The sequence below is a fragment of the Micromonospora chokoriensis genome (assembly GCF_900091505.1).
Lineage (GTDB): Bacteria > Actinomycetota > Actinomycetes > Mycobacteriales > Micromonosporaceae > Micromonospora > Micromonospora chokoriensis.
On record NZ_LT607409.1, the window covers coordinates 4,462,114 to 4,487,770 of the forward strand.

The window sequence follows — 25,657 nt, forward strand, 5'->3', positions numbered from 1 at the left end:
CTCAGGCGTCCTCGACGGCTGACCGGGCCTGTTCAGCGGTCATCGGCTCGGCGTGGCTGGAGACGTACCAGTGGTAGTCGTCGTGGAGTAGTCGTCGGACCAGGCCCAGGTCGAGGCCGTCCTCGGGTCGGCGCAGGTGGGCCGGCGGTGGGTAGAAGCAGTCGCCCAACACCATGACACCCGAGTCGGGCACCAGGACGACCGTCGAATCCGGGGCGTGCCGACCTCCGACGTGCCGTAGCCCCACGCCGGCGGGCAACTCGTCGGCATCGGTGAAGGTCCGGGTCGGTGGGAGGACCGCGAAGTCCTCCCAGGAGCCGACAGCCCGTGCCCGCGCCCGGAAGCTCGGGCCGAGGCGAGGGTCGGTGCGTACCTGCTCGTCCAGGTAGTGGTGGCTCCACGGCCGGGCGGCCTCGGCGCGCAGCAGCGGCACGGCCGCCTCGTGCCCGACGATCTCGACACCGGGCCAGGCGCAGGCTCCCCAGACGTGGTCCCAGTGGTGGTGGGTGTAGACGAGCCAGCGTGGCTGCGGTAGCCCGGCGGCGGCGAGCGCGATCTGGATCTCGCGGGCGTGCGCGGGGCTCTGCCCGGCGTCGATCATCACACTGCCGCGCTCGTCGACCACGACGGCGACGCCGGCCTGGACGGCCTCCGGGTCGGGATCGCCCGGACAGATCCAGACACGGCCGGCCAGGTGGTGGAACTGCGGGGCGACCAACGTGATCGACCTCCGAGATTGACCGTGGACGTTGCTGTGGCGTGCGCCGATCGTAGGGGACGGTGCCGCCCGGCACCGTCCCGCCGGACGATCGGAGCAGGCCAGAGTAGGTTTACTCATCCTTTGCTCTGCATACCTGTAGGCACCGGTGACGGTCCGTGCCCGGCGCGTATGGGTATGCAGAGCAAAGGGCGTGGGGCATTCATCCGGGGCATTGCCACAGCGCGCATCCGCCGTCGCGGCAATCGCTGAAGCTCGATGGATGGCGGCCGTCGGGCCGGGTCGGAGCGGCGTTGACCCGCGGCGGAAGGGTGTGGCAGCATTCGCGGCCTGACGGCAGTGAAGGAAGTCGGTGCGATTCCGACGCGGTCCCGCCACTGTCACCGGGGAGTGATCCCCCCTCGTGCGCCACGGCCGTGTGTCTGCGGTTGGAAGGCCGGGGGAGAGCGTCGATCCGGAAGCCAGGATACTTCGGCCGTCGGGACGTACCCCAGGGCGTGGACACCCGAGGAGGACCCGATGACGCACGGCGTCTCATTCATCGACGAGCTTCGTCGTCACTCGCACGGTGGGCGATCCACCGTCCCCGCGACCGGTCACGCCCCGCTGAGCTGAGCGCCGCCCGCCGCCGATCGGCCCCGCCGCTCGCGCCCGCGAGCCGTCCGCCCCGCCGTCGTACCGGCTGACGCCGCACCCACCCGCATCGTCGCGGTCACCCTCGTGGTGGCCGGGGCGTCACTCCCCGGAGCCCGCCGTGCGCATCCTGCTGCTGTCCACCGCCGACACCGACCTGCTGGCCGCCCGCGCCAGCGGCGCCGACTACCGGCTGGCCAACCCCTCCCGGGTCGCCGCCGACGAGGTGCCCGCCCTGCTCGACGGGGTGAACCTCGTCGTCGTACGCCTGCTCGGTGGTCGACAGGCCTGGCCGGACGGCCTCGCGGCGGTGCTCGCCACCGGCGTGCCGACCGTCGTGCTCGGCGGTGAGGCGCTGCCCGACGCGGAGCTGATGGCCATCTCCACGGTGCCGTCCGGGGTCGTCACCCAGGCGCTCGCCTACCTGGTCGAGGGCGGGCCGGACAACCTGGGGCAGCTGGCCCGGTTCCTCTCCGACACGGTGCTGCTCACCGGTGAGGGGTTCAATCCGCCCACACCCACCCCGGCGTACGGCGTGCACCGTGAGTACCCGACGAATCCGGAGCAGCCCACCGTCGGGATCGTCTTCTACCGGGCGCACGCCCTGGCCGGTAACACCGGCTTCGTCGACGTGCTCGCGGACGCGGTCCGCGCGGCCGGCGGCAACCCGCTGCCGATCTTCTGCGGCTCGTTGCGGGGGCTGACCACCGGATCCGGCCCGCTCGGGCTCTTCGCCCGCTGCGACGCCCTGCTGGTCACCGTCCTCGCGGCGGGCGGCGCGGTCGCCGCGGACGCCTCCGGGGGCGGCGACGAGGACGCCTGGGACGTCGGCGCCCTGGCCGCCCTGGACGTGCCGATCATCCAGGCGCTCTGCCTGACCAGCACCCGCAAGCAGTGGGCCGACAGCGACGCCGGGCTGTCCCCGTTGGACGCCGCGATGCAGGTGGCCATCCCCGAGTTCGACGGCCGGATCATCACCGTGCCGTTCTCGTTCAAGCAGATCGACTCCGACGGGCTCTCGGTCTACGCCGCCGATCCCGAGCGGGCCGCCCGGGTCGCCGGGATCGCGGTGCGCCACGCCCGGCTGCGGTACCTCCCCAACCCGGACAAGCGGGTCGCCGTGGTGCTCAGCTCGTACCCCACCAAGCACTCCCGGGTCGGCAACGCCGTCGGGCTGGACACTCCGGTCTCGGCGGTCCGGTTGCTCGCCGCGCTGGCCGAGGACGGCTACGACCTGGGCGACGCGCCGCCTCCCGCCGACGGGGACGCGTTGATCCACGCGCTGATCGCCGCCGGTGGGCACGACGTGGAGTGGCTCACCCCGGAGCAGTTGGCCGCGGCCGAGGCCCGGATACCGGGGAACACGTACCGGCGGTGGTTCGACCAGGTCCCGGCCGAGCTGCGTGAGCGGATGCGGGAGCACTGGGGTGAGCCGCCCGGCGAGCTGTACACCGACGGCGGGGACATCGTGCTCGCCGGTCTGCGCTTCGGCAACGTGGTGCTGCTGATCCAGCCGCCACGCGGCTTCGGGGAGAACCCGATCGCCATCTACCACGACCCGGACCTGCCGCCCAGCCATCACTACCTGGCCGCGTACCGCTGGTTGGCCACGCCCGCCTCCGACGGCGGCTTCGACGCGGACGCCGTGGTGCACCTGGGCAAGCACGGCACCCTGGAGTGGTTGCCCGGCAAGGGTCTCGGCCTGGCCGCCGACTGCGCGCCCGACACGGTCCTCGGTGACCTGCCGCTGGTCTACCCGTTCATCGTCAACGACCCGGGCGAGGGCACCCAGGCCAAGCGGCGGGCACACGCCGTGGTCATCGACCACCTGGTGCCGCCGATGGCCCGCGCCGAGACCTACGGCGACCTGGCCAAACTGGAGCAACTGCTCGACGAGTACGCCACCGTGCAGGCCCTCGACCCGGCCAAGGTGCCCACCGTCCGGGCGCAGATCTGGGACCTGGTGCGCGCCGCCGAACTGCACCACGACCTGCACGCCGAGGCGATGCCCGACGCGGACGACTTCGACGACTTCGTGCTGCACCTCGACGGGTACCTGTGCGAGGTCAAGGACGTGCAGATCCGCGACGGCCTGCACATCCTCGCCGACGCGCCCACCGGCGAGCCCCGGGTCAACCTGGTCCTCGCCGTGCTGCGCGCTCCGCAGATCTGGGGTGGCGCACACGCCCTGCCCGGCCTGCGGCAGGCCCTCGCCGTCGCGTACGGCCTCGACGAACAGGAGCTGCTCGCGTCACCGGGGCAACGACTGGCGCTACCCAGCGCGTTGACCGACGTGGTGGACGGTCCGGCCGGCACCGCCGCCGACGCGGTCGACCTGATCGAGGCCCTCGCCCGGCGGCTGGTCGTCGGCATGGAGACGCTCGGCTGGACCGTGGACACCGTCGACGCGGTGGTCGCGGAGGTGACCGGGCAGCCGATCCCGGACGTCGCCGCGGTGCTGCGCTTCGCCGCCACCGAACTGGTGCCCCGGCTGGACCGCACCACCGACGAGCTGACCCACACCCTCGGCGCGCTCGACGGCCGGTTCGTGCCGCCCGGCCCGTCCGGTTCACCCACCCGGGGCCTGGTCAACGTGCTGCCCACCGGCCGTAACTTCTACTCCGTCGACCCGAAGGCCATTCCCAGCCGTAACGCCTGGGACGTCGGGGTGGCCCTCGCCGACTCGCTGCTGGCCCGGCACCTCGCCGACACCGGCGCGTACCCCCGATCGGTGGGTTTGACCGTGTGGGGCACCAGCGCCATGCGGACCCAGGGCGACGACATCGCCGAGGTGCTCGCGCTGCTGGGCTGCCGGCCGGTCTGGGACGACAGGTCGCGGCGGGTCACCGGCGTCGAGGTGGTGCCCACGGCCGAGTTGGGCCGACCCCGCGTCGACGTCACGGTGCGCATCTCCGGCTTCTTCCGCGACGCGTTCCCGCACGTGGTGGCGCTGCTCGACGACGCGGTCCGGCGGGTCGCCGCCCTGGACGAGCCGGCCGAGGAGAACTACCTGCGGGCACACGTCGACGCCGACCTCGCCGAGCACGGAGACGAGCGGCGGGCCACCGCGCGGATCTTCGGGTCGAAGCCCGGGGCGTACGGCGCCGGGCTGCTGCCGCTGATCGACGCCCGGACGTGGCGCAGCGACGCCGACCTCGCCGAGGTGTACGCGGTGTGGGGCGGCTACGCCTACGGCCGGGGCCTGGACGGGCGGGAGGCGCGGGCCGACATGGAACGCTCCTTCGCCCGGATCTCGGTGGCGGTGAAGAACCAGGACACCCGCGAGCACGACATCGTCGACTCCGACGACTACTTCCAGTACCACGGCGGGATGGTGGCGATGGTCCGTCACCTGACCGGCACGTCCCCGCAGGCGTACGTGGGTGACTCGGCGATGCCGCACGACGTGCGGACCCGCACCCTGGGCGAGGAGACCCGGCGGGTGTTCCGGGCCCGGGTGGTCAACCCGAAGTGGATCGCCGCGATGCGCCGGCACGGCTACAAGGGCGCGTTCGAGCTGGCCGCCACAGTGGACTACCTGTTCGGCTACGACGCCACGGCCGGTGTGGTCGACGACTGGATGTACGAGCACCTGGCCGCCGCGTACCTGTTCGACGACACCACCCGGGAGTTCCTGGAGCAGTCCAACCCGTGGGCGTTGCGCGGCATCACCGAGCGGCTGTTGGAGGCCGCCGACCGGGGGCTGTGGGCCGAACCCGAACCGGCCACCCTGGACCGGCTCCGCGACACGTATCTGGCCAGCGAGGGCGATCTGGAGGACCGGCTGTGAGCGCGAGGAGTGAGCCGGTTCTGCGAGCCCCGCAGTCGCGAACGAAAGAAGGCGCTGTGAGCGCGAGGAGTGAGCCGGTTCTGCGAGCCCCGCAGTCGCGAACGAGGGAAGTGCTGTGAGCGCGAGGAGTGAGCCGGTTTTGCGAGCCCCGCAGTCGCGAACGAAAGAAGGCGCAGTGACGTACCCGTTCAGCGCGGTGCTCGGCATGGAGGACATGCGGTTGGCGCTGCTGCTCAACGCGGTGTCCCCGGCGATCGGCGGGGTGCTCGTGCGGGGCGAGAAGGGCACCGCCAAGTCCACCGCCGTACGCGCGCTCGCCGCGCTGCTGCCCCCGGTGCGCCGGGTCGCCGGGTGCCGTTTCGGCTGTGACCCGGCCGAGCCGGACCCGTCCTGCCCGGACGGACCGCACCCGGCCGACGCGGCGGCGGAGACCCGTCCCGCCCGCCTGGTCGAGCTGCCGGTGGGGGCCGCCGAGGACCGGGTGGTCGGCTCACTGGACCTGGAGAAGGCCCTCGGCGAGGGGGTCCGCGCGTTCGAGCCGGGTCTGCTCGCCGCCGCGCACCGGGGGGTGCTCTACGTCGACGAGGTGAACCTGCTGCACGACCACCTCGTGGATCTGCTGCTGGACGCGGCGGCGATGGGTCGCAGCCACGTCGAGCGGGAGGGCGTCTCGGTCAGCCACGCCGCCCGGTTCCTGCTGGTCGGCACGATGAACCCGGAGGAGGGGGAGTTGCGTCCCCAGCTTCTCGACCGGTTCGGGCTGACCGTGGAGGTGGGTGCCAGCCGGGATCCGCAGGTCCGGGTGGAGGTGGTCCGCCGTCGGCTCGCCGCCGACGCCGACCCGGCCGGGTTCGCCGCCCGCTGGGCCGACGCCGACGCGGAGATCGCCGGCCAGGTGGCCGCCGCCCGCCGCCGCCTTTCCGGGGTACGACTTCCCGACGCCGCGTTGCGGCAGATCGCCGAGGTGTGTGCCGCGTTCGACGTGGACGGGATGCGCGCCGACATCGTCACCGCCCGCACCGCCCTCGCCCACGCCGCCTGGCACGGCCGGGACCGGGTCACCATCGACGACGTCCGGGTGGCGGCTCGGCTGGCCCTGCCGCACCGCCGTCGCCGCGACCCGTTCGACACTCCCGGGCTGGACGAGAAGCGCCTGGACGAGGCGTTGCAGCGCGCCCAGGACGCCCACCCCGACGACGACGGTCCGGACGACAGCGGCCCACAGGGCGGCGGCCCGAACGGCGGCGGCCCGGCCGGTCCGGGTGGTCCGAACGGCGGCAACCCGCCGGGCAGCGACGACAGCGGTGGCGGCGGCGGCGTGGACCCAGGTGAAACCGGGCGCTCGGCGGGGCGCGACGACACCGGCCCGGACGGGCGCGGGGACGGCGACGGCTGGCCGCAGCGCCGGCCCGGCGACCACGGCGACGACGGTCGGCCGCCGCACTCAGCGGACGGCAGGGAAGGCACCGGCAGGGAAGGCACCGGCAGGGAAGGCGCGGGCGACCCCGGCCGACCGACCGGTGACGACCCGACGAGCGGCGGCGGGCGAACCCAGCCGGTGGCCGTACCCCGGGGTGGGTTGACCGCGCGGCTGCTCACCGCGCCCGGCGTGGGTGACGGGGTGCCCGGGCGGCGTTCGCGGGCCCGTACCGGGCGGGGGCGCACCACCGGGGCCCGGGTGCCGAACGGTCGGGTGGGTGCGCTGCACCTGCCGGCGACGGTTCGCGCCGCCGCGCCGCACCAGGCGTCACGGGGGCGGCTGTCCGGCCCCCTGCGGTTGCGTCCGGACGACGTGCGTGAGGCGGTCCGGGAGGGGCGCGAGGGCAACCTGGTGCTGTTCGTGGTGGACGCCAGCGGCTCGATGGGTGCCCGGCAGCGGATGACCGCGGTGAAGGACGCGGTACTCGCGCTGCTCACCGACGCGTACCAGCGGCGGGACAAGGTCGCGGTGATCGCCTTCCGGGGCGCCGACGCGCGGACGGTGCTGCCGGCCACCTCGTCGGTGCTGGCCGCCTCGACCCGGCTGACCGAGCTGCCCACCGGTGGGCGTACGCCGCTGGCCGAGGGCCTGTTCGCGGCGGCAGACCTGCTGCGGGTGGAGCGCCTGCGCGACCCGAAGCGGCGTCCCCTCGTCCTCGTCGTCACCGACGGCCGGGCCACCGCCGGCGCCCGCCCGCTGGACCGGGCGGCGGGAGCGGCGGCGGTCCTGGCGGCGACCGGCGCGCCGTGTGTGGTGGTGGACTGCGAGACCGGCCCGGTACGGCTGAACCTGGCGCGTCGGCTGGCCACCCAGTTGGGTGCCCCGCACCGTCCGCTGGCCGCCCTCACCCACCCCGACGCCCGCCACACCGCGTCGCCCGTCGCCGCGTGACGACGAGGCCCCCGATGACCCACCGCAGGACCGCCCGAAGGGGAGATCGCTGATGCCGCAGGGACAGCCGAGTGTGGTGCCCGCCGACGGGTTGACGACCCGGCAGCGGCGGCACCGGCCACTGCTCATGGTCCACACCGGACAGATGAAGGGGAAGTCGACAGCCGCGTTCGGGTTGGCGCTGCGGGCCTGGACCGCTGGCCTGCCGGTCGGCGTGTTCCAGTTCGTCAAGAGCGCCAAGTGGCGGGTGGGGGAGGAGAACGCCTTCCGGGCCCTCGGCGAGGTGCACGAGCGTACCGGCCAGGGCGCACCGGTGGCCTGGCACAAGATGGGTGAGGGCTGGTCCTGGATCCAGCGCGGCGGCGACGCCGACCACGCCGCCGACGCCCTGGAGGGGTGGCGGCAGATCCAGCGTGACCTGGCCGCCGAACGCTACGGGTTGTACGTGCTGGACGAGTTCACCTACCCGATGACGTGGGGCTGGGTGGACGTGGACGAGGTGGTCGCCACGCTGGCCGACCGGCCCGGCTTCCAACACGTCGTCATCACCGGCCGCGACGCCGACCCGCGCCTGGTCGCCGCCGCCGACCTGGTGGCCGAGCTGACCAAGGTCAAGCACCCGATGGACGCCGGCCAGAAGGGCCAGAAGGGCATCGAGTGGTGAGTGCCAGCACCGAACCGTGGTCGCTGCCCCGGGTGGTCGTCGCCGCGCCGGCCAGCGGCCACGGCAAGACGACCATCGCCACCGGGATGCTCGCCGCGCTGCGCCGACGCGGCCTGACGGTCAGCCCGCACAAGGTCGGCCCGGACTACATCGACCCCGGCTACCACGCCCTCGCCGCCGGCCGGGCCGGTCGCAACCTGGACCCGTTCCTGGTCGGCGCCGACCGGATCGCCGGTCTGCTGCGCCACGGCGCGAGCGTCCCCACGCCCGCCGACGTCGCAGTGGTGGAGGGCGTCATGGGTCTGCACGACGGCGCTGTCGGCCGCCGCGACTTCGCCTCCACCGCCCACGTCGCCCGGCTGATCGACGCGCCAGTGCTGCTGGTGCTGGACACCACCGCGCAGGGCCGTTCCGCCGCCGCGCTGACGCTGGGCATGGCCGCCTTCGATCCGGCCGTACGGATCGGCGGGGTGATCCTCAACCGGGTCGGCTCGTCCCGGCACGAGACGCTGCTGCGCGACGCCCTCGCCGAGGTGGGCGTACCGGTGCTCGGGGCTGTCACCCGGGCCGCCGAGGTGACCGCGCCGGCCCGACACCTCGGGTTGGTCCCCGTCGCCGAGCGGGCGCCCGAGTCCGTCGCCATCGTCACCGCGCTCGCCGAGCTGGTCGAGGCCACCGTCGACCTGGACGCCGTGCTCGCCCTGGCCCGCAGCGCCGGACCGCTGACCGCCCTGGCGTGGGATCCGGTCGCGGCCGTCGGTGGGCCGGCCGACGCGGGGCGGCCACGGGTCGCGCTCGCCGGGGGTCCGGCCTTCACCTTCTCGTACGCGGAGAGCACCGAACTGCTCACCGCCGCCGGCGCGGACGTGGTCACCGTCGACCCGCTCCGTGACCCGGCGCTGCCCACCGGCACCCGCGCGGTGGTGATCGGGGGCGGCTTCCCCGAGGCGTACGCGGAGGCGCTGGCCGGGAACACCGCGCTGCGCGCCGAGCTGGCCGACTTCGACGGGCCGATCGTGGCCGAGTGCGCAGGCCTGCTCTACCTCGGGCGGTCCCTGGACGGCGTACCTATGTGCGGCCGGCTGGACCTGACCGCCCGGATGACCGGCCGCCTCACCCTGGGCTACCGCGAGGCGGTGGCCGTCACCGACTCCCCGGTGGCCCGCGCCGGCGAGCCCGTACGCGGACACGAGTTCCACCGGACCACCACCGACCCGGGGCACGGCGACCGGCCGGCGTGGCGGTGGGACGGCACCGCGCAGGGCTTCGTCGCCGGTCGGGTGCACGCCTCCTACCTGCACACCCACTGGGCCGGTCACCCGGAGACGGCCCGTCGGCTGGTCGAGGCCTGCCGATGACCGCCACGCTGACCGGGGTGGGCGTCGGCCCCGGCGACCCGGAACTGCTCACCGTCAAGGCGGTGCGGGTGCTGCGCGAGGCCGACGTGGTCTTCGTACCCGTGATGGCGGACCGACCCGAACCGGACGCCGGGCGGGCCGAGACGACAGTGCGGGACCACGTCCCGGCGGACCGGCTGCGGCGGCTGCCGTTCGCCTTGGACGACCGGGGTGGGGTGACCGCCCGCCGGGAGGCGGCCTGGGACGACGCGGCCCGCGCCGTCGTCGCGGCGGTCGACGCCGGCGCGCTGTCGGTGGCCTTCGCCACCATCGGTGATCCCAACGTCTACTCCACCTTCGGCTACCTGGCCCAGAGCGTGCGGGCCGTGCGCCCGGACGTGCGGGTGGCGACCGTTCCGGGCGTCACCGCGATGCAGGAACTGGCCTCCCGCAGCGGCATCCCGCTCTGTGCGGGACGCGAACCGCTGACCCTGCTCCCGGCCACCGCCGGGTCGGCGCTGTTCGCCGACGCCCTCGCCGGGCCGGGCACCGTCGTCGTCTACAAGGGCTGGCGGCGGCACCCGGAGCTGCTCGCCGAACTGCGCCGACAGGGCCGCCTCGCCGACGCGGTCCTCGGACGCAGCCTCGGGCTGCCCGGCGAACGCGTCGGCCCGGTCGACGCCACCGGGCACGACCTGCCGTACCTGTCGACGCTGCTGGTCCCGGCCCGCCGCGACCACCGAGGAGGAAAACTGTGACCAGCGACGGCAAAGTGTGGTTCGTCGGCGCCGGCCCCGGGGCCGCCGACCTGCTGACCCTGCGGGCCGCCCGGGTGATCGCCGAGGCGGACATCGTGATCTGGGCGGCCAGCCTGGTGCACGCCGACGTGCTCGGCCACGCCCGCCCCGACGCGCAGATCGTCGACTCGTCGCAGCTGCCCATCGAGGGCGTGCTCCCGCTCTACCAGCGGGCCGCCGAGCAGGGGCTGACAGTGGCCCGGATCCACTCCGGCGACCCGGCACTGTGGGGCGCGGTGCAGGAGCAACTGGACCTGTGCCGAGGGCTCGGCCTGACTGTCGAGATCGTGCCCGGGGTGTCGTCGTTCACCGCTGTCGCGGCGATCGTCGGGCGGGAGCTGACAGTGCCCGAGGTGGCCCAGTCGGTGATCCTCACCCGCCTCGAAGGCGGCAAGACCCCGATGCCGCCCGGCGAGCGGGTCCGCGACTTCGCCCGGCACGGCACCACCATGGCGCTGTTCCTCTCCGCCGCCCGCTCCGGGCAGGTGCAGGCCGAGCTGCTGGCCGGCGGCTACCCGGAGGACACCCCGGCCGTGGTGGCGTACCAGGCGACCTGGCCCGACGAGCTGGTGGTGCGCTGCACGGTCGGCACCCTGGAGGCCACCGTCAAGCAGCACAGGCTGTGGAAGCACACCCTGTTCCTGGTCGGCCCGGCCCTCGCCGCCGAGGGCACCCGCTCGCACCTGTACCACCCCGGGCACTTCCACACCTTCCGCCGGGCGGAGCCCGCCGCCCGCGCCGAGCTGCGCCGCCAGAGCGGCACCCGGGCCGGGGGAACCGGCACACCATGACCTACCCCGAGCCGCCGCTGCGCGAGCCGGACCTGCCGCGTACCGCGAAGGTCCGGCCCACCGCGCTGCGGACCGGCTGGACCACCGGCGCGTGCGCGACGGCGGCGGCCAAGGCAGCGGTCACCGCGCTGGTCACCGGGGAGATCCAGCCGGACGTGGAGATCGGGCTGCCCGCCGGACAACGGGTGCGCTTCCCGGTCGAACGTTGCGAGGTGACCGGCAGCCCACCGGTGCGCGCCGAGGCGGTCGTGGTCAAGGACGCCGGGGACGACCCGGACGTCACCCACGGCGCGGAGCTGACCGCCACCGTGGGCTGGACCGACGTGCCCGGTCTGCGGCTCGCGGGCGGCGACGGCGTCGGCACTGTCACCAAGCCCGGCCTCGGCCTCGCGGTCGGCGGCCCGGCGATCAACGACACCCCCCGCCGCATGATCGGCGAGGCGGTGGCCGAGGTGGTCGACCTCGCCGAGGTCGGCGTCCGGGTGGTGATCAGCGTGCCCCGGGGCGAGATCATGGCCCGCAAGACCACCAACCGGCGGCTCGGCATCCTCGGCGGCATCTCGATCCTCGGCACCACCGGGATCGTCCGCCCCTTCTCCACCGCGTCCTGGCGGGCCAGCGTCGTGCAGGCAGTGCACGTGATGGCCGCCCAGGGGGAGCGGACAGTGGTGCTCTGCACCGGTGGGCGTACCGAGCGGGCCGCCCGCGCGCTCCTGCCCGACCTGCCCGAGGTCTGCTTCGTCGAGGTCGGCGACTTCACCGGTGCCGCGGTGACCGCCGCCGTGGGCGACGAGATGACCGGTGTGGTCTTCGTCGGCATGGCCGGCAAACTGGCCAAACTCGCCGCCGGTGTGCTGATGACCCACTACACCCGCTCCACGGTGGACCTCTCGCTGCTCGGCGCGGTCACCGCCGAGGCCGGTGGTGACGAGGCCCTCGTCGCCGCCGTGACCGAGGCCAACACCGGGCGGCACGCGTACGAGCTGTGGGAGGCCGCCGGGCTGCTCGAACCTGCCGGCGACGCGCTCTGCCGGCGGGTCCGTCAGGTGCTGCGCCGCTTCGCCGGACCGACGGTCACCGTCGACGTGGCGATGGTCGACTTCGCGGGGGCGCACGTCGTCGCCTCGTCCGGGCGGTGGCCCCGATGACCCGGCCGGTGCCGGTGGATCCGGTGGTCGGCGTGACAGTCGTCGGCCTCGACGCGGCGGGAGCTCCGCCGCACCCCGCGCTCGCGCCGGTGCTGGCCACCGCCGGGCTGGTCGTCGGGGCCGCGCGGCACCTGGCAGCGGTGCCCGTACCGGCCGGCGCGGACACCGTCACCCTCGGGCCGCTCGCCCCGGCCCTGCACCGGCTCGCCGAGGCTGTCGCCGCCGGGGTGCCGGCCGTCGTGTTGGCCAGCGGTGACCCGGGCCTGTTCGGCATCGTGCGGCGGCTGCGCGCGGCGGGGCTGCCGCTGCGCGTGGTGCCGGCGGTGTCCAGTGTGGCCGCCGCGTTCGCCCGCGCCGGCCTGCCCTGGGACGGCGCCGCCGTGGTCACCGCGCACGGCCGTGACCTCCGACCGGCGCTGAACGCCTGCCGGGCGCTGCCACTGGTCGCGGTGCTCACCGCGCCCGGCGCCGGCGCGGCCGAGCTGGGCGCGGGTCTGGTCGGCTGGCCCCGCCGCCTGCTGGTCGCCGAGCACCTGGGCACCGACGCCGAACGGATCCGCGAGGTGACCCCGGAGCGGGCCGCCACCATGACCTGGGCCGACCCGCACGTGGTGCTCAGCCGCACCGACGGTGCGTCACCTCAGGCGTCCGCCGACGCCGCACCGGACCCGGTCACCGCCGACGGGATGCGCGTCGACAACCAGCCGGCCGCCGCGCCGGCCGGTGGGTGGGCGCTGCCGGAGATCCGGTACGCCCACCGCGACTCCATGATCACCAAGTCGGAGGTACGGGCCCTCGTCGTCGCCCGGCTGCGCCCCCGGCTGGGCCGGCTGGTGTGGGACGTCGGCGCGGGCAGCGGCTCGGTCGGCATCGAGTGCGCGCTGCTCGGCGCGGCCGTGCTCGCCGTCGAACAGGACCCCGGTGCCGCCGCGACAGTCCGGGCCAACGCCGCCGCGCACGCGGTCACCGTCCGGCTCGTCACCGGGCGGGCCCCGGAGGCGCTGGCCGGGTTACCCGAGCCGGACGCCGTCTTCGTCGGCGGTGGCGGCGCGGACGTCCTCGCCGCCGTGGTGGCCCGCCGGCCCGAACGGGTGGTGCTGACCCTGGCCGCGCTGGACCGGGTCGCGCCGGCGGTGGGTCTGCTGCGCGCCGCCGGCTACACGGTCGAGGGCAGTCAACTCTCCGCCGCCCGCCTCGCCGACCTGCCCGGCGGGTCGATCCGCCTCGCGGCCACCAACCCGGTGGTCGTCCTCACCGGGGAGCGCCAGTGCCCGACCTGACAGTGACCACCAGCATCGGACTGGTGGCCGCCACCGCCGCCGGCCGCCGGCACGCCGACACCGTGGCCGCCGCATGGCCGCACGCCCGGCTGGTCGAGGGGGACACCGTGGCCGACGCGCTGCGGTCGGCCTGGGCCGGCTGTGACGCGGTGGTCGCGTTCCTGGCCACCGGAGCGGTGGTACGGATCCTCGCGCCGCTGCTCGGCGACAAGGACAGCGACCCCGCCGTGGTGGTCGTTGACGAGGCGGCCCGACACGCCGTGGCGCTGCTCGGCGGGCACGCCGGCGGCGGCAACGACCTCGCCGAGCGGGTGGGCGCACTGCTGGACGCCCGACCGGTGATCACCACCGCCACCGACGCCGTCGGTCTGCCCGGGCTGGACACCCTCGGCTGGCCGGTGCAGGGCGCGGTCGCCACAGTGTCCCGGGCCATCCTGGACGGTGCGCCCGTCCAGCTGATCGCCGACGCCGACTGGCCGCTGCCCGCCCTCCCACCGAACGTCCAACCCCGAACGGTCGGCACCGACCCCGACGGGGTCGCCGGCGGCGGGTACCGGCTGCTGGTCACCGACCGGGTGGTGCCCCTCGACGAACGGACCGCCGTCCTGCGGCCACCGTCGCTGGTCGCCGGGGTGGGCGCGAGTCGGGGCGTACCCGCCGAGGAGGTGGCCGAGCTGCTGCACCGGGTGCTGGCCGAGGCCGGACTGCACCCGGCGAGCCTACGGTGCCTGGCCAGCGCCGACGTCAAGGCCGACGAGGCAGGCATCCGCAGCACCGCCGACGCGCTCGGCGTACCCCTGGTGACCTGGCCGGCGACGCGCCTGGCGGCGATCGACGTGCCGCACCCCAGCGAGGTGGTCCGCGCCGCCGTCGGCACACCGAGCGTCGCGGAGGCCGCGGCCCTGCTCGGCGCGGACGGCCGGGCCGACGACGCCACGCTGCTGGTCGGCAAGACCGCGACGGCGATGGCCACCGTGGCGGTGGCCCGGCACGCGCCGCGCGGCCGGCTGGCCGTCGTCGGCCTCGGGCCGGGCGCGCCCGACCTGCGCACCCCCCGCGCGGTGGCCGAGCTGCGCCGCGCCGCCGTGGTGGTCGGCCTGGACCAGTACCTCGACCAGGTCCGCGACGTGTTCCGCCCGGGCACCCGGGTCCTGTCCAGCGGGCTGGGCGCGGAGGAGGCGCGGGCCCGCGCCGCCGTCGCCGAGGCCGCCGCCGGACGGGCGGTCGCGCTGGTCGGGTCCGGCGACGCCGGGGTGTACGCGATGGCCAGCCCCGCCCTGGAGTACGCCGACGAACGGATCGACGTGGTGGGCGTGCCCGGGGTGACCGCCGCCCTCGCCGCCGGCGCGTTGCTCGGCGCGCCGCTCGGCCACGACCACGCCTACGTGAGCCTGTCCGACCTGCACACCCCGTGGGAGGTCATCGAGCGTCGGGTGACCGCCGCCGCCGAGGGTGACTTCGTGACGGTGTTCTACAACCCGCGCAGCCGGGCCCGGGACTGGCAGCTCGGCAAGGCGCTCGGCATCCTCGCCGCGCACCGGCCACCGGACACCCCGGTCGGTGTGGTGCGCAACGCCAGCCGCCCCGGCGAACGGGTGCACCTGGCGACGGTGGCCACCCTCGCCCCGGCGGTGGTCGACATGTACAGCGTCGTCGTGGTCGGCAACAGCGACACCAGGCTGGTCGCCGGGCGGATGGTCACCCCCCGGGGGTACCGGTGGCGGTCGTGACGATCGACGCGTGCCAGGGCTGCGGCGCGTGCCTGCTCACCTGCCCCACCCACGCCATCCGGCCCGTCCCCGGCGGCCTGACGGTCCACGCCGAGGCGTGCACCGGCTGCCTGGAATGCCTGGAGATCTGCCCCGTCGACGCGATCAGCGTCGCGTCCGACCCTTCCGAAGGAGCCCGATGAGCCGGGTCGTGCACCCGATCGAGGTCGAGTCGTACCGCATCCTGCGCGAGCGCGTCGACCTGTCGCACCTGCCTCCGCTGACCCGGGCGGTGACCGAACGGGTGGTGCACGCCAGCGCCGACCTCGCGTACGTCGACGAGCTCGTCTGCGACGAGGCCGCCCTCGAATCCGGCCTGGCCGCGCTGCGCGCCGGAGCGCCGGTGGTCACCGACGTGGCGATGGTCGCCGCCGGCATCACCCGAGCCGGCCTGGACCTGGTCTGCCCGGTCGCCGAGCCGGCCGCCGCCGAGCTGGGCCGCTCGGCCGGGATCACCCGCTCGGCGGCGGCCGTACGGATCGCCCTCGACCGGGTCGGCCCCGGCGCGGTCTGGGTGGTCGGCTGCGCGCCGACGGCACTCGTCGAACTGCTCACCCTGGACGCCGCCCCGGCGCTGGTCGTCGGCCTGCCGGTCGGTTTCGTGGGGGCCGCCGAGTCGAAGGCGGCGCTGCGGGCCAGTGGCCTGCCCGGGGTGTCCAACGTGGGCGAGAAGGGTGGTTCGGCGGTCGCCGCCGCCGCCCTCAACGCCCTGCTCTACGTCGAGGAGAAGTCATGACCGGATTGGTCGTCGTCGGGCACGGTACCCGCAGCACGGCCGGGGTCGACCAGTTCGCCGCGCTCGTCGAACGGGTCCGCCGCCGCGGCGACATCGGGGACGTCGAGGGCGGCTTCATCGAGCTGTCCCGCCCGCCGCTGACCGACGCCGTCGGCGCGCTCGTCGCGCGCGGGCACCGCGCGCTGGTGGCGCTGCCGCTGGTGCTCACCGGCGCCGGACACGGCAAGGGCGACATCCCCGCCGCGATGGCCCGGGAGCAGGAACGCCACCCCGGGCTGACCTACCGCTACGGCCGCCCGCTCGGCCCGCACCCGCTGCTGCACACCGCCCTCGAAGAACGCATCGACGCCGCGCTGGCGGGTGCCGACCGGGCCGGCACTGGGCCGGCGGGTGCCGACCGGGCCGGCACGTGGGTCGCGTTGATCGGGCGGGGGTCCACCGACCCGGACGCCAACGCCGAGGTCGCCAAGGTCGCCCGTCTGCTCTGGGAGGGGCGTGGCTACGCCGGCGTCGAGCCGGGGTTCATCTCCCTCGCCCAGCCGTCGGTCCCGGCGGTGCTGGAACGGCTGCGCCGCCTCGGCGCGCGGCGCATCGTCGTCGCCCCCTACTTCCTGTTCGCCGGGGTGCTGCCGGACCGCATCGTCGCCCAGTCGGCCGAGTTCGCCGCCGCCCACCCCGACCTCGACGTGCGGGTGGCCGAGGTGATCGGCGACTGCGACGCCCTGGCCGACCTGGTCCGGGAGCGCTACGCCGAGGCGCTGGGCGGCGACATCCGGATGAACTGCGACACCTGCGCGTACCGGGTGGTGATGCCCGGCTTCGCCGACAAGGTCGGTCGCCCGCAACGCCCGCACGACCACCCCGACGACCCGGTCGGCCACCACCATCACCACGGGCACGACCACCACCATGACCACCACGCGCACGAGCACGGGTCGGTCGCGGTGGTCGGCGGCGGGCCGGGCCCCGACGACCTGATCACGGTACGCGGGAAGGCGCTGCTCGACGCGGCGGACGTCGTGGTGGTCGACCGGTTGGCCCCGCAGGGACTGCTCGCCGGGCTGCGCCCCGACGTGCTGGTGGTCGACGCTGCCAAGGTCCCCCGTGGTCCGTCGATGGCGCAGCAGGCGATCAACGCGGCGCTGGTGTCGCACGCCAAGGCCGGCCGTCGGGTGGTCCGCCTCAAGGGCGGCGACCCGTACGTCTTCGGGCGCGGTCACGAGGAGGTGCAGGCCTGTGCGGCGGCCGGGGTGCCGGTGACGGTCGTGCCGGGGGTGAGCAGCGCGCTCGCCGCACCGGCCCTCGCCGGAGTGCCGGTCACGCACCGGGGGGTGGCGCACGACCTCACCGTCGTGTCCGGGCACCTGCCGCCAGGGCACCCCGACTCGCTCGTGGACTGGGCGGCGCTGGCCCGCGCCCGGGGCACCGTCGTCCTGCTGATGGCCGTCGACACCATCGCCAAGATCGCGGCTGTGCTGATCGAACACGGCCGCGCCCCGGAGACCCCGGTGCTCGCCGTCCAGGACGCCGGGCTGCCCGACCAGCGGTCGGTGTCCGCCCGGCTGGACGAGATCGGTGCCGTGGCAGCCCGGGAGGGCGTCGGCCCGCCCGCCGTCTTCGTCCTCGGCCCGGTGGTCGCGCTCAGCGCCACCGGGCCGACGGGGTGACGACTACTCGCTGCGGGCGGTCTCCGGGCCGGTGATGCGCTCCAGCAGCGGCAGTGTGGAGGCGATGACACCGAGGCAGGCGGCCAACCCGACGACGACGATCAGGTAGAAGCCCGGCTGCGGCGCGACGAGGGTGTAGTCCATCTGCGCCCGAAGGAACAGGTGGGCGGCGAGCAGACCCATCCCGACGGCGACGGCGGCGACGGCGAGCATCGGTACGACGCTCTCCACCGCCACCACCCGACGCAGGACCCGCACCGGCGCGCCGCTGAGACGCAGCAGGCTGAACGGGCGTCGGCGTTCGGTGAGACCGCCGATCACACTGACCGCGAGGCTGCACCCACCGAGCGCGAGGCTGGCGATGATGACGACGTTGGCCAGTTGCTCCCAGCCGCGCAGCGTGTCGGCGAAGTCCGACTCGAAGTCACCGGGCACGTTCGGCCCGACCCAGAAGGTCGGAAAGGCGATCTCCAGCAGGGTGCGGGTGCGCTCGATCGCGGCGGCGGAGCCGTCGGTGCCGACGACCATCGACACCACCGGCAGCCGCTGCAGGTCGTCGACGGTGAGCGACGCGGCGGGCCAGACCGTCGCGGACGACGCCGACTCCCGTGAGCGGCTGAGGCCCAACGGCACCTTGATGACGCTCGCGCCGTCGGCGCACCGGCCGTACGTGCTGGGCAGGTCGGTGCACGCGATCACCCCGACCTCGCCGCCGTCCGTCATGGTCGGGTTCTCGCGGATGGCGGTCGCGGACCGTACGCCGGAAATCGCGCGCAGGTCGGAGACGAGCGCGTCGGGCACCGTCGGCACCTTCTCGTCGAAGACGGTGGTCACCGTGCTCGCGTCGGTCGAGCCGGTGGGCGCCGGGCCGCGGTTGGCGACGATCGTGGTGATCACACCGACGGCCACGCTCGTCACGAAGAGCGCCAGCATGATGCCGCTGATCGCCCGGAAGCCGGCCTTCGGGTTGTCGGCGAGGCGCCGCGCGGCGATGAGCGTGGCCGGGCGGTTGGCGTAGCGGGCCATCACCCGGGCGCCGACCATCGTCAACCAGGGGCCGGCGAAGACCAGGCCGGCCATGATGAGCAGCAGCCCGGGCAGGAACACCGCCGCCTGGCCGTCGGACGTTTCCGGTTTGAAGCCGATGGCGAAGAACAGCACGGCGACACCGAGCAGGGCCGGGATCAACCGGTACGCGCGCGGGGTCCGGGGGGTGACCCGCCGGGTGACGCCGAGCGGCGAGATCCGTACCCGGCGCAGCGAGACCTGGGCCGCCACCGCAGCGCCGGCCGGGACGCCGAGCGCCACCAGCAGGGCGTCCAGCACGCCCAGGGACATGTCGTCGGGGAAGAACGGCATGCCGGTGAACGGGATGCCCGCGAGCGGGTCGCGCAAGGCGTAGAACAGGCCGAAGCCGACGGCGGTGCCGGCGACGGCTGCGGCGGCGGCCTCCACGGCGGCGACCGTCGAGATCTGCCGAGGTGTCGCGCCGACCAGGCGCATCGCGGCGAAACGCTGCTCCCGGCGGGCGGCGCTGAGCCGGGTGGCGGTGCCGATGAAGATCAGCACCGGGAACAACAGCCCACCGGCGACCACGCCCAGGATGAGATTCACCGTGGTCTCGGGGAGGGCGGGGGTGTCGCCGACGCTGGTGACCTGCTTCGCGGCGGGTAGCTTGGCGACCTGGTCGGGGGTGCCGCCCGCGATGACGAGCAGGGTGTCCGGTGAGGTCAGCCCCGCCGGGCCGACGGCACCGAGGTCACGCCCCGGGTAGCGCTCACCCAGTTGGTCGGCCGGGTGGTCGGCCAGCAGGTCCCGCAACGCGGGCGAGGCGTAGTACTCACCCGGCCCCGGAACGGCCGGGACACCGACCGGGGTGGGCGCGCTCGGACCGGTCGCGGCGACGTCGATCCGGATGATCTGCCTGCCCTGGAAGTAATCCTGCCGGGTCGACCACCACAGCTTGTCGGCGTCGCCGGTCGAGGCGTTGGGATACATCGACGCGTACCGGGTGAGTTGCGCGTTCGTGGCGTTGACCCCGGCCAGGGTGGTCAGCAGCAGCCCGCTGCCGACCGCGACGGCGGCGGCGATGACGAGCAGGCGGGTGAGCGCCTCCCGGCCGCCGGCCACGGCGAGACGGAGCCCGAAGCGGATCATGAGGCGACCCGGTCCGGCGCGTTGACCCGCCCGTCGCGGACCATGACCTCGCGGTCGGCGTACGCGGCGATCCTCGGCTCGTGGGTGACCAGGATGACAGTGGTGCCCTGCTCCCGGGCGGCGCCGACGAGCAGGTCCATCACCTGCTCGCCGGTGAGCGAGTCGAGCGCGCCGGTCGGCTCGTCGGCGAAGAGCACCTGCGGCTCGGCGACCAGGCCCCGGGCCAGGGCGACGCGTTGCGCCTGCCCGCCGGAGAGCTCCCCCGAACGCCGCTGCTGCAGGCCGTCCAGGCCGAGCCGCGCGAACCAGTCGTGCGCCCTGGGCAACGCCTGCTTGCGGTGTACGCCGCTGAGCAGCAGCGGCAGCGCGACGTTCTCCACAGCGGTCAGCTCGGGGACGAGTTGACCGAACTGGAACACGAAACCGAACCGGTCCCGGCGCAGGCTGCTGCGCTCGGCCTCGGTCATGGCGTGCACCCGGGCCCCGTCGAAGAGGATCTCGCCGGAGTCGGGCACCAGGATGCCGGCCAGGCAGTGCAACAGGGTGGACTTGCCCGAGCCGCTGGGGCCCATGACGGCGAGGACCTCGCCCGCCTCGACGGCGACGCTGGCACCGCGCAGGGCGGGGGTCTGGTCGAAGGAGAACTCGACGTCGCGCGCTTCGATCACGACACTCACGGCCGTACCTCTTTCCGCAGAACGTCCAGTCGGGCGCTGGTCATCTCGATCCACCGCAGGTCCGCCTCCAGGTGGTAGAGGCCGTGGTCGGCGAGCAGCGCGTCGACCAGGCTGCCGGCGCGCTTGATCTCGGTCAGCTCCCGCATGCGGTGCAGGTGCGCGCTGCGCTGGGTGTCGAGGTAGTCGTCGGCGGGCCGGTCGAGCATCAGCGCGAGCACGACCTTGGCGAAGAGCACCGTCTGCAGGTGCGGCTCCGGCGCGACCGGCTGGGTCAGCCACTGCTCGACCTCGGTCGCGCCCAGGTCGGTGATGATGTACCGCTTGCGGTCCGGGCCGGCGCCGGGGGCGACGTCGCTGATCACCACCTTGCCGTCCCGGGCCAGGCGGCTGAGGGTGGAGTAGACCTGGCCGAACGGCAGCGGCTTGCCGCGGCCGAAGAAGGCGTCGTAGTCGCGTTTCAGGTCGTACCCGTGGCTGGGCTCTCGTTCGAGGAGGCCGAGGAGGGTCAGTGGCACGCTCATGCCAGGAGACTACACCGAGGGTATACCTCGCGTATATACGGTCCGCGTGTTCGTGCTCGGCTCCTGGTCGGGGGGCGATGGTCAGGTCAGGTCGACAGAGCACGGGCCACGGCGTAACCGACGGTGGCCGCGACGAGCCCGGCGGCGACGCTGCCCAGCGCATAGGCGATCGCGAGGAGTCGGTTGCCGCCCCGGACGAGTCGCAGCGTCTCGTAGCTGAAGGTGGAGTAGGTGGTCAGCGCGCCGCAGAACCCGGTGCCGAGCGCCGCGGTGACCGCCGGGCCGACCGGCCGTCCGACGAGCGCGCCGAGCAGCAGCGACCCGATCACGTTCACGGTCAGCGTGCCCCAGGGGAACGCCGAGTCGTGCCGGGACTGCACGGCCCGGTCGGTGAGGTAGCGCAACGGGGCGCCGACGGCCGCGCCCAGGGCGATGAGCAGGACGGTCACCGGGCCGTCCTCCGTCGCAGCGCCCCGGTGGCCACGGCGTCGCCCAGACCCACCGCGGCGAGCGCCCCGAGCAGCGTCGCGGCCAGGTATGCCAGCGCGGTGCCCGGAGCGCCCGTGACCAGCGCCTGCTGGATGTCGACCGTGTACGTCGAGAACGTGGTGAACCCGCCGAGCACCCCGACCCCGAGGAACGGGCGCGCCAGGGGATGTCCGCCGTCGAGGTGCCCGAGCACCGCCATCAGGGCGCCGATCAGGAGGCAGCCCGACGTGTTGATGCCGAAGGTCGCCCACGGAAACCCCGTGGGCGGGTGCGGTGCGGCGTGCTGCAGGCCGGCCCGGGCCAGCGCGCCGAGCACCCCGCCGACCGCGATGGCGGCCAGGACCGTCGCGGGGTGCGCGGTCAGCTCGCCCCGGTCGGCGGAGACCCGGAGGTCGACGTCGGGGTCGGTACGCGGGTCCAGCGGCTCTGCCACGGGTTGTCAGCGTACTGCCGCCCACTGGGGGCCCGGGTGTGCTGCCGCCCACTGTCGGCCCGGGTGCGCTGCCGGGTCAGCGCACCGCCGCGACGGCGGCGTTCGGGCCCGCCGGGTCGAGCACGCGTGGTGGCCGACCGTCGAGGATCGCCTCGACGGTGTCGAGCGTGGCGGTGAACCGGTGTTCCCGGTCCGGCATGAACGCCTCCTGCTGGCGGTCCCAGCTCTCCTGCCACGCCCACGGATCCGCGATGTAAGGACTCATGAAGGGAGGGCTAGTTGCGGCACGTCGGCGTTGGTCAGACCTTGTTGCACATAACTTGCAGTTGCGAGAAGATGGCGGGGCGATGATCAGGGTGACGCCGGGTCGGGCATCCGCCCGGCCCGGCGTACTCCTGTCGGCGGCTCAGGCCGCCGTGTCGACCAGGTCCGCTTCGGTGCGCGCCGGCTCGCCGCGGCGAGCCAGGCGCAGCGCTCCGAGGAGGACGACCAGCCCGGCCAGTGTGAGCGCGGCGCCGGCCCAGATCGGCGAGGTGTAGCCGAGCCCGGCGGCGATGGTCACCCCGCCGATCCAGGCACCCAGCGCGTTGCCGAGGTTGAACGCGGCGATGTTCGCGCCGGACGCCAGCGTCGGTGCCTGCTGCGCGTAGTGCATGATCCGCATCTGCAACGGCGGCACCGTGGCGAAGCCGAACCCGCCCATCAGCACCAGCGAGACGATGGTCAGCACCGGGCTGGTCGCGGTCAGTGCGAAACCGGCGAGCACGAGGGTGAGCACCGCCAGGACGGTGACCAGGGTGCGCGACAGGGACCGGTCGGCGGCCCGGCCGCCGAGCAGGTTGCCGGCGAAGAGTCCCACTCCGAAGAGGACGAGCAGCCACGGCACCGTGCTGCTGGCGAAGCCGCTGACCTCGGTCAGCGTGTAGGCGATGTAGGTGAACGCGCCGAACATGCCGCCGAAGCCCAGGACCGTGATCACCAGGGAGAGCCAGACCTGCGAGTGGGTGAAGGCGCGCAGCTCACCACGGAGTCCGGCGGCCGGACGGTCGGCGCTGGCGGTGTCGCGACCCGGGATGAGCAGGGCCAGCCCGACCAGCGCGACGACGCCGATCGCGGTGATCGCCCAGAACGTCGACCGCCAGCCGAAGTGCTGCCCCAGGAAGGTGCCGAAGGGAACGCCGAGGACGTTCGCGATGGTCAGGCCGGCGAACATCATGGCGATGGCGCCCGCCCGGCGGGCCGGTGCGACCAGGCCGGCGGCCACCACGGCGCCGATGCCGAAGAACGCGCCGTGGCAGAGGGCGGCGACGATCCGGCCGGCCATCATCACGGCGTAGTCGCCGGCGACGGCGGAGAGCAGGTTGCCGATGATGAAGAGCACCATCAGGCCGAGTAGCACCGGCTTGCGGGGCAGTCGGGTGACCGCCGCGGTGAGGGCGACCCCGCCGACGGCCACGCTGAGCGCGTAGCCGGAGATCAGCCAGCCGGCCACCGGCTCGGTGACCGCGAAGTCGGCGGCCACCTCGGGCAGCAGGCCCATGATCACGAATTCGGTGAGCCCGATGCCGAAGGCGCCGACGGCCAGCGCGATCAGGCCGGGTGGCAGGGACTGTGGGCGTACGGACATGGTCTTCCCATCGGGAGGGGTCAGATGTACGGCGCGTGCAACTACACGCGTCAGCAACGAAATACTTGCATGCGCTTTATATCGGCGCAAGCGTGATAGCCTGGGGCCGTCCAGATCACACCCGAGGAGGGCCGGCATGGGCATCGCCGACGACGCCGTCGAGATCCGCGCGCAGGGTTGGCGCACCCTCGCCGCCCTGCACGGGCTGATCGAGGCCTCCCTGGAGCGGGCGTTGCAGGCCGGTCACGAGCTGTCCGTCGTCGAATACACGGTCCTCGACGCGCTCTCGCGTCAGCACGGTTGGCACATGCGGATGAGTCAGCTCGCCCGCGCCGCCGCGCTGTCCGGCAGCGCCACCACCCGCCTGGTCACCCGCCTGGAGCAACGCGGTCTGCTCACCCGCATCCTCTGCGCCGACGACCGGCGCGGCATCTACACCGAGCTGACCCCGGCCGGCTCCGAGCTGCTCGGCCGGGCCCGGCCCACCCACGACCGGGTGCTCGGCGACGCGCTCGCCGAGGCGGAGGCCACCCCCGAGCTGGCCCCGCTGGTCGACGCCCTGCACCGGCTGCCCGCCGCCCGCTGACCGCCGCGGCAGCCTCGCGACGGCGGGCGTACGGTACCCGCAGCCCCACCGGGACCGCGGCACCAAGGAGGCACGCGATGCAGGACCGCACCCCCCGTCCGGAGGAGCTGGAGCCGATCGAGTGCGCCGGCCTCGACGAGCTGCGCGCCCTGCAACGCGAACGGCTGCGCTGGTCGCTGCGGCACGCGTACGACAACGTGCCGCACTACCGCCGGGCGTTCGAGGCGGCCGGGGTGCACCCCGACGACTGTCGTGACCTCGACGACCTGGCCCGCTTCCCGTTCACCGGCAAGGCGGAGCTGCGGGACAACTACCCGTTCGGCATGTTCGCCGTACCCCGGGAACGGGTCTCCCGACTGCACGCCTCCTCCGGCACCACCGGCCGGCCCACAGTGGTCGGCTACACCCGCGACGACCTGCGCACCTGGGCGCGACTGATGGCCCGGTCGATCCGGGCCTCCGGCGGCCGCCCCGGCGACCGGGTGCACGTCGCGTACGGCTACGGGCTCTTCACCGGCGGGCTGGGCGCGCATTACGGCGCCGAGGAACTGGGCTGCACCGTCATCCCGGTCTCCGGTGGCATGACCGAGCGGCAGGTCATGCTGATCCGCGACTTCGAACCCGAGGTCATCATGGTCACGCCCAGCTACATGCTCGCCATCGCCGACGAGATGCAGCGCCAGGGTCTCGACCCGCGCGCCACCTCGCTGCGGGTGGGGATCTTCGGCGCGGAGCCGTGGACCGAGGACATGCGCCGGGAGATGGAGCAACGACTGGACATCCACGCGGTGGACATCTATGGGCTCTCCGAGGTGATGGGTCCCGGCGTGGCCACCGAGTGCGTCGAGACCAAGGACGGGCTGCACGTCTGGGAGGACCACTTCTACCCGGAGATCATCGACCCGGTCACCGGTGCGGTGCTGCCCGACGGTGAACGGGGTGAGCTGGTGCTGACCTCGCTGACCAAGGAGGCGATGCCGGTCGTGCGCTACCGCACCCGCGACCTGACCCGGCTGCTGCCCGGCACCGCCCGCCCGATGCGCCGGATCGAGAAGATCACCGGCCGCACGGACGACATGATGATCGTGCGCGGCGTGAACATCTTCCCCACCCAGATCGAGGAGCTGATCCTGCGGACCCCGCACCTGTCGCCGCACTTCCAGTGCGTACTCGATCGGCAGGGTCGGTTGGACACCCTGACCGTGCGGGTGGAGCGGCGGGCGGAGGTCGCCGCGGACGCGGCCGAGCGGGCCGGCGCGACCCTCGCCGAGCTGGTGAAGAACACCATCGGGGTGAGCGTTGCCGTCGACGTCCTCGCCCCGGACGCGGTGGAGCGGTCGATGGGCAAGATGCGCCGCATCGTCGACCAACGACCGGCGGCCCGCTGACCGCTGGCCACCCCGGTGGGCCGGTGCTGTCCCCTGTAGAGCTGCCCCGGACCTGGGGCGGGTGCTCTGGTCCGCCCG

The 25,657-nt window shown here is 74.3% G+C and carries 22 protein-coding genes and 1 riboswitch; of the genes, 14 read left to right on the forward strand and 8 right to left on the reverse strand.

Annotated features, from left to right (window positions below):
• Position 1: 1 nt before the first annotated feature.
• A complete protein-coding gene (locus tag GA0070612_RS20570) occupies positions 2-718 on the reverse strand; it encodes an MBL fold metallo-hydrolase (protein WP_231924273.1) in 717 nt (238 codons plus the stop codon).
• A gap of 317 nt (positions 719-1,035) precedes the next feature.
• A riboswitch (cobalamin riboswitch) is annotated at positions 1,036-1,212 on the forward strand.
• Between the two features lie 260 nt (positions 1,213-1,472).
• Here GA0070612_RS20570 and cobN point away from each other — a divergent pair.
• The 12 genes from cobN to cobA all read left to right on the forward strand — a co-directional run bounded on the left by cobN (position 1,473) and on the right by cobA (position 17,701).
• Positions 1,473-5,141, forward strand: a complete 3,669-nt coding sequence (gene cobN, locus GA0070612_RS20575; RefSeq protein WP_088989395.1) for a cobaltochelatase subunit CobN — start codon at positions 1,473-1,475, stop codon at positions 5,139-5,141.
• 115 nt (positions 5,142-5,256) lie between these two features.
• Positions 5,257-7,512 carry a VWA domain-containing protein gene (locus tag GA0070612_RS20580; protein ID WP_088989396.1) on the forward strand — a complete coding sequence of 752 codons (2,256 nt, stop codon included), beginning with the start codon at positions 5,257-5,259 and terminating at the stop codon, positions 7,510-7,512.
• Between the two features lie 52 nt (positions 7,513-7,564).
• Positions 7,565-8,176, forward strand: a complete 612-nt coding sequence (gene cobO / locus GA0070612_RS20585) for a cob(I)yrinic acid a,c-diamide adenosyltransferase (protein WP_088989397.1) — start codon at positions 7,565-7,567, stop codon at positions 8,174-8,176.
• On the forward strand, positions 8,173-9,534 hold the full coding sequence (locus tag GA0070612_RS20590) for a cobyrinate a,c-diamide synthase (protein ID WP_408630507.1): 1,362 nt from the start codon (positions 8,173-8,175) through the stop codon (positions 9,532-9,534). The genes cobO and GA0070612_RS20590 overlap by 4 nt, the downstream gene beginning before the upstream one ends.
• On the forward strand, positions 9,531-10,271 hold the full coding sequence (gene cobI, locus GA0070612_RS20595; RefSeq protein WP_088989399.1) for a precorrin-2 C(20)-methyltransferase: 741 nt from the start codon (positions 9,531-9,533) through the stop codon (positions 10,269-10,271). Before GA0070612_RS20590 ends, cobI begins: the two co-directional genes overlap by 4 nt.
• The gene (gene cobM, locus GA0070612_RS20600; RefSeq protein WP_197699203.1) at positions 10,268-11,101 is read left to right on the forward strand and encodes a precorrin-4 C(11)-methyltransferase; all 834 of its coding nucleotides are present in this window, start codon (positions 10,268-10,270) and stop codon (positions 11,099-11,101) included. Before cobI ends, cobM begins: the two co-directional genes overlap by 4 nt.
• Positions 11,098-12,249, forward strand: coding sequence for a cobalt-precorrin-5B (C(1))-methyltransferase (locus GA0070612_RS20605; protein WP_088989400.1), 1,152 nt, complete (start codon positions 11,098-11,100; stop codon positions 12,247-12,249). Before cobM ends, GA0070612_RS20605 begins: the two co-directional genes overlap by 4 nt.
• Positions 12,246-13,529 carry a precorrin-6y C5,15-methyltransferase (decarboxylating) subunit CbiE gene (cbiE, locus tag GA0070612_RS20610; RefSeq protein WP_088991646.1) on the forward strand — a complete coding sequence of 428 codons (1,284 nt, stop codon included), beginning with the start codon at positions 12,246-12,248 and terminating at the stop codon, positions 13,527-13,529. The genes GA0070612_RS20605 and cbiE overlap by 4 nt, the downstream gene beginning before the upstream one ends.
• Positions 13,517-15,259 (forward strand): precorrin-3B C(17)-methyltransferase, encoded by a 1,743-nt coding sequence (cobJ, locus tag GA0070612_RS20615; protein ID WP_088989401.1) that lies wholly within the window; start codon positions 13,517-13,519, stop codon positions 15,257-15,259. Before cbiE ends, cobJ begins: the two co-directional genes overlap by 13 nt.
• Entirely contained in the window at positions 15,247-15,441 is a 195-nt protein-coding gene (locus GA0070612_RS20620) for a DUF362 domain-containing protein (RefSeq protein ID WP_088989402.1), read from the forward strand. The genes cobJ and GA0070612_RS20620 overlap by 13 nt, the downstream gene beginning before the upstream one ends.
• Positions 15,438-16,034, forward strand: coding sequence for a precorrin-8X methylmutase (locus tag GA0070612_RS20625; RefSeq protein ID WP_088989403.1), 597 nt, complete (start codon positions 15,438-15,440; stop codon positions 16,032-16,034). The genes GA0070612_RS20620 and GA0070612_RS20625 overlap by 4 nt, the downstream gene beginning before the upstream one ends.
• Positions 16,031-17,701 carry a uroporphyrinogen-III C-methyltransferase gene (gene cobA / locus GA0070612_RS20630; protein ID WP_088989404.1) on the forward strand — a complete coding sequence of 557 codons (1,671 nt, stop codon included), beginning with the start codon at positions 16,031-16,033 and terminating at the stop codon, positions 17,699-17,701. The genes GA0070612_RS20625 and cobA overlap by 4 nt, the downstream gene beginning before the upstream one ends.
• A 3-nt stretch (positions 17,702-17,704) precedes the next feature.
• Here the strand turns inward: cobA and GA0070612_RS20635 are convergent, their stop codons facing one another.
• The 7 genes from GA0070612_RS20635 to GA0070612_RS20665 all read right to left on the reverse strand — a co-directional run bounded on the left by GA0070612_RS20635 (position 17,705) and on the right by GA0070612_RS20665 (position 23,605).
• The gene (locus GA0070612_RS20635) at positions 17,705-19,858 is read right to left on the reverse strand and encodes an ABC transporter permease (protein WP_088989405.1); all 2,154 of its coding nucleotides are present in this window, start codon (positions 19,856-19,858) and stop codon (positions 17,705-17,707) included.
• Positions 19,855-20,535, reverse strand: a complete 681-nt coding sequence (locus GA0070612_RS20640; protein ID WP_088989406.1) for an ABC transporter ATP-binding protein — start codon at positions 20,533-20,535, stop codon at positions 19,855-19,857. Before GA0070612_RS20640 ends, GA0070612_RS20635 begins: the two co-directional genes overlap by 4 nt.
• Positions 20,532-21,056: a PadR family transcriptional regulator gene (locus GA0070612_RS20645; protein ID WP_088989407.1), complete on the reverse strand. Its 525-nt coding sequence runs from the start codon at positions 21,054-21,056 to the stop codon at positions 20,532-20,534. The genes GA0070612_RS20640 and GA0070612_RS20645 overlap by 4 nt, the downstream gene beginning before the upstream one ends.
• An 86-nt stretch (positions 21,057-21,142) precedes the next feature.
• Positions 21,143-21,505, reverse strand: coding sequence for a fluoride efflux transporter CrcB (gene crcB, locus GA0070612_RS20650; protein ID WP_088989408.1), 363 nt, complete (start codon positions 21,503-21,505; stop codon positions 21,143-21,145).
• Positions 21,502-21,978 carry a fluoride efflux transporter FluC gene (locus tag GA0070612_RS20655; protein WP_088989409.1) on the reverse strand — a complete coding sequence of 159 codons (477 nt, stop codon included), beginning with the start codon at positions 21,976-21,978 and terminating at the stop codon, positions 21,502-21,504. Before GA0070612_RS20655 ends, crcB begins: the two co-directional genes overlap by 4 nt.
• Positions 21,979-22,054: 76 nt before the next feature.
• A complete protein-coding gene (locus tag GA0070612_RS20660; RefSeq protein ID WP_231924274.1) occupies positions 22,055-22,243 on the reverse strand; it encodes a hypothetical protein in 189 nt (62 codons plus the stop codon).
• Between the two features lie 141 nt (positions 22,244-22,384).
• Positions 22,385-23,605, reverse strand: coding sequence for an MFS transporter (locus tag GA0070612_RS20665; RefSeq protein ID WP_231924275.1), 1,221 nt, complete (start codon positions 23,603-23,605; stop codon positions 22,385-22,387).
• 136 nt (positions 23,606-23,741) lie between these two features.
• On the opposite strand from GA0070612_RS20665, the gene GA0070612_RS20670 reads away from it, so the two are divergent.
• Both GA0070612_RS20670 and paaK read left to right on the forward strand, forming a co-directional pair.
• A complete protein-coding gene (locus GA0070612_RS20670) occupies positions 23,742-24,191 on the forward strand; it encodes a MarR family winged helix-turn-helix transcriptional regulator (protein WP_088989410.1) in 450 nt (149 codons plus the stop codon).
• 77 nt (positions 24,192-24,268) lie between these two features.
• The gene (gene paaK / locus GA0070612_RS20675) at positions 24,269-25,579 is read left to right on the forward strand and encodes a phenylacetate--CoA ligase PaaK (RefSeq protein ID WP_088989411.1); all 1,311 of its coding nucleotides are present in this window, start codon (positions 24,269-24,271) and stop codon (positions 25,577-25,579) included.
• Positions 25,580-25,657: the final 78 nt, after the last annotated feature.

Bases quoted from the DNA above. Each gene is read 5' to 3' on its own strand.
- paaK (WP_088989411.1), top strand. From the start codon at position 24,269: ATGCAGGACCGCACCCCCCGTCCGGAGGAGCTGGAGCCGATCGAGTGC.
- cobA (WP_088989404.1), top strand. From the start codon at position 16,031: ATGACCGGATTGGTCGTCGTCGGGCACGGTACCCGCAGCACGGCCGGG.
- GA0070612_RS20660 (WP_231924274.1), bottom strand. From the start codon at position 22,243: ATGAGTCCTTACATCGCGGATCCGTGGGCGTGGCAGGAGAGCTGGGAC.
- cobI (WP_088989399.1), top strand. From the start codon at position 9,531: ATGACCGCCACGCTGACCGGGGTGGGCGTCGGCCCCGGCGACCCGGAA.
- cobO (WP_088989397.1), top strand. From the start codon at position 7,565: ATGCCGCAGGGACAGCCGAGTGTGGTGCCCGCCGACGGGTTGACGACC.
- GA0070612_RS20645 (WP_088989407.1), bottom strand. From the start codon at position 21,056: ATGAGCGTGCCACTGACCCTCCTCGGCCTCCTCGAACGAGAGCCCAGC.
- GA0070612_RS20625 (WP_088989403.1), top strand. From the start codon at position 15,438: ATGAGCCGGGTCGTGCACCCGATCGAGGTCGAGTCGTACCGCATCCTG.
- GA0070612_RS20635 (WP_088989405.1), bottom strand. From the start codon at position 19,858: ATGATCCGCTTCGGGCTCCGTCTCGCCGTGGCCGGCGGCCGGGAGGCG.
- GA0070612_RS20665 (WP_231924275.1), bottom strand. From the start codon at position 23,605: ATGTCCGTACGCCCACAGTCCCTGCCACCCGGCCTGATCGCGCTGGCC.
- GA0070612_RS20670 (WP_088989410.1), top strand. From the start codon at position 23,742: ATGGGCATCGCCGACGACGCCGTCGAGATCCGCGCGCAGGGTTGGCGC.
- GA0070612_RS20605 (WP_088989400.1), top strand. From the start codon at position 11,098: ATGACCTACCCCGAGCCGCCGCTGCGCGAGCCGGACCTGCCGCGTACC.
- cbiE (WP_088991646.1), top strand. From the start codon at position 12,246: ATGACCCGGCCGGTGCCGGTGGATCCGGTGGTCGGCGTGACAGTCGTC.